This is a genomic window from Allobosea sp. CER48 (assembly GCF_044752385.1).
Lineage (GTDB): Bacteria > Pseudomonadota > Alphaproteobacteria > Rhizobiales > Beijerinckiaceae > Allobosea.
In genome coordinates, this window is sequence record NZ_JBIWYK010000400.1 from 1 (window position 1) to 2906 (window position 2906).

The window sequence follows — 2906 nt, forward strand, 5'->3', positions numbered from 1 at the left end:
CCCGCTTGGACCGGCGCTGTAACGGAAGCCCTCCTCACTCGCCAGGATGGCCCGCTCGTTCCACCAGATCGACGGGCTGCCGGCGACATGGGCGGCAAACAGGCCGGGCCGGGTGAAGAGCGTGTGCAGGACGAACAACCCCCCATAGGAGTGACCGGCGAGGGAAAGCCGCGCGGTATCGAGCACCGCCAGTCGCCCGACCGCAGGCAGTATCTCGTCGACGATCACGTCGAGAAAGCGCGCGGCTCCGCCGGATGTCGGCAGGAGGTCGCGCTGGCGCCGCTCCGCATCGAAGGGCGACTCGCCGGGATAGCCGATGCCGATGAACACGGCCGGGCCGACACCGGTGACCTGCGGGCGCTGGGCCTGAAGGGTGGCCGCTGCCGTAGCCGTCGCGAAGAGCGCATGCCCGTCCACCAGCACCATCGCGGAAAAGCCGGCCGGCGGCGGCGGCTCCGACGGGACCGAGATCAGCAGGCGGTAGAGCGCGCCGTCACGTGCCGTGAAGTCGAGCTGGCAGGCGTTCGGTATCCTGGCGGGAACAGGCGCTCCCGCCGCCGCCGGTCCTAGGGCTTGCGGCACGCTGCTCATGCTCTCACCAGCGATAGGACAGCGTGGCGAGCACGGTGCGGCGCAGACCGAAGGAGCACTGCACGGCGGCGTAGCAGCCGGCGATATACTCCTTGTCGAAGAGGTTCTGCGCGTTCACCTGCAGCTTCCAGGCCTTCAGCGACGGGTTCAGGGCGCCGAAATCATAGCTGACCATGGCGTCAAACAACGTGTAGTCGGGCGTGAAGAAGGTGTTGCCGGGGTCGCCCGCGCCCTCGCCGACATAGCGCACGCCGCCGCCGAGCCCGAGGCCCGCGAGCGGGCCGGTCTTGAAATTGTAGAGCGCCCAGAGCGAGGCCATGTGGCGGGGCACGACCATCGGGCGCATGCCGAGATCGACGCCGTTGCTCTTGGTGACCTCGGCGTCGGTGTAGGCATAGGCCGCGACGAGATCGAGATTGTCGAACAGCGTCGCGCGGGCCTCGACCTCGACACCGCGGGCGCGGACCTCGCCGGTCTGGATCGAGAAGCCGACATTGTTGGGATCGGTCGTCGCGACATTGGTCTGGGTGAGCTGGTAGACCGCAGCCTGGAAGGACGCATTGAATCCCGGTGGCTCGTATTTGAAGCCGGCTTCGTATTGCTCGCCTTCTGTCGGCTTGAAGGGCGTGCCGGCGAAGGTGGTGCCGGCGACCGGTTCGAACGAGGTCGAATAGCTCGCGTAGGGCGCGAAGCCGTTGTCGAAATTATACATCAGGGCGACGCGGCCGGTGCGGGCGGTGTCGTCCTGCTTCGTCAGAACGCCGGTGTTGACGGCACGGGTGCGCGATTCCGCCCGGTCGAAGCGGCCGCCGACCACCAGCGAGAGCCGGTCCAGCCTGATCTGGTCCTGAAGGTAGACGCCGTACTGTTCGGTCGTCTGCTTGGTCAGCGGGGTCGCCGGGAGCGCGAAGGGCAGGCGTCCATAGACCGGATTGGTGAAGTCGAGCGACTGGACGGTGCCGCCCGCGCCGGTGCGCGCGGAGCCGTCCATCCAGTAGCCATCGAAGCCGAACAGAAGCTTGTGCGTCAGCGGCCCGGTGCGGAAATCGGCCTGGAGCTGGTTGTCGATGCCTGCGGTGCGGGCATTCTCGTTCGAGACGGTGACGCGGCGGTTCAGCGTCTTCTGGTCGGCGGCGATGCTTGCGACGGCGACCGTCCTGAAGCGCGATTCCAGATCCGAGAACCGGACATTCTGGCGGAAGGTGAAGATGTCGTTGAAGCGGTGCTCGAACTCGTAGCCGGCATTGAGCTGGTTGCGGCTGTAGCCCTCGAAGCGCGGCTCGCCCGGGAAGAACTCGCTGCGGATGCGGCCGGCGCGGCTCGGCAGTACGGTGCCGACGGCGGGGATGAAGCCGTAGAAGCCCGTCTCCGGGTCGCGCTGGAAGGACGTCAGGAGTGTCAGCGAGGTCGCGCCATTGGGGCGGTAGGTCAGCGACGGCGCGATGAAGACGCGCTCCTCGCGGGTATAGTCGACCTGGGTATCGGCGGCGCGGCCGAGGCCGACGACCCGGTAGAGCCAGGTCTTGTCCGGTGTGACCGGGCCGCCGAAATCGAACGCCATCTGCGCCCGCTCATAGCTGCCGAACTGGAGCTGGACCTCGCCGTGAGCCTCGTCCTTCGGCTTCTTGCTGACCATGTTGACGATGCCGCCGGGCTTGACCTGCCCGAACACGACGGAGGACGGACCGCGCAGCACCTCGACCCGCTCCAGCCCCCAGGGCTCGTAGGAAGGCACGAGGAAGTTGACGCCGCGCATGTAGCGCAGCCCATCGAGATTGTTGATGAAGCCGGCGCCGCCGCCGCTGCCGCCGAAGCCGCGGATGAAGGCGCTGTCGTAGCGGCCCGAGGACAGGCGCGTCTCGGCGAGCACGCTGGCGGTGTAGCGCAGGGCCTGGCCGACACTCTGCACGGCCTGGTCGTCCATCTGCTGGCGCGTGACCACGGTGACGGATTGAGGCGTTTCGATCAGCGGCGTGTCGGTCTTCGTCGCGGTATCGCTGCGCCGCGCGACATAGCCGTTGACCGGGCCGCCAGCCTGCTCGCCCTGGACCTGGATCGTGTCCAGGCTGATTGCGCTCGCCTCCTGCGCCGTCGCGCGCCCGGCCCAGACAGCCAGAATCGCTGCGATCGCGACGCCGGTCCTGCAGGCCCCGCCATGGCCGTTCTTGGCTGCCGTCATCATTCTAACCCCTATACCGATGCGTAGACGCGCAGGTTTCGGGGGGCTTTTCTCAGGAAGGCGGTGATGCCGGCAACGCATTCGGCTTTCGCGAACGGCAGTATTTCTTTCGCAGGAGTTTCGAATGCGTCGAATG

Annotated in this window: 2 protein-coding genes; both read right to left on the reverse strand. The window is 67.3% G+C overall.

Annotated features, from left to right (window positions below; translation table 11 throughout):
* Positions 1-591 (reverse strand): alpha/beta hydrolase (locus ACIPIA_RS13505; protein WP_400510291.1); only part of this gene is annotated, 591 nt, incomplete at its 3' end.
* 4 nt (positions 592-595) lie between these two features.
* Entirely contained in the window at positions 596-2770 is a 2175-nt protein-coding gene (locus ACIPIA_RS13510) for a TonB-dependent siderophore receptor (RefSeq protein ID WP_400510293.1), read from the reverse strand.
* Positions 2771-2906: the final 136 nt, after the last annotated feature.

Bases quoted from the DNA above. Each gene is read 5' to 3' on its own strand.
- ACIPIA_RS13510 (WP_400510293.1), bottom strand. From the start codon at position 2,770: ATGACGGCAGCCAAGAACGGCCATGGCGGGGCCTGCAGGACCGGCGTC.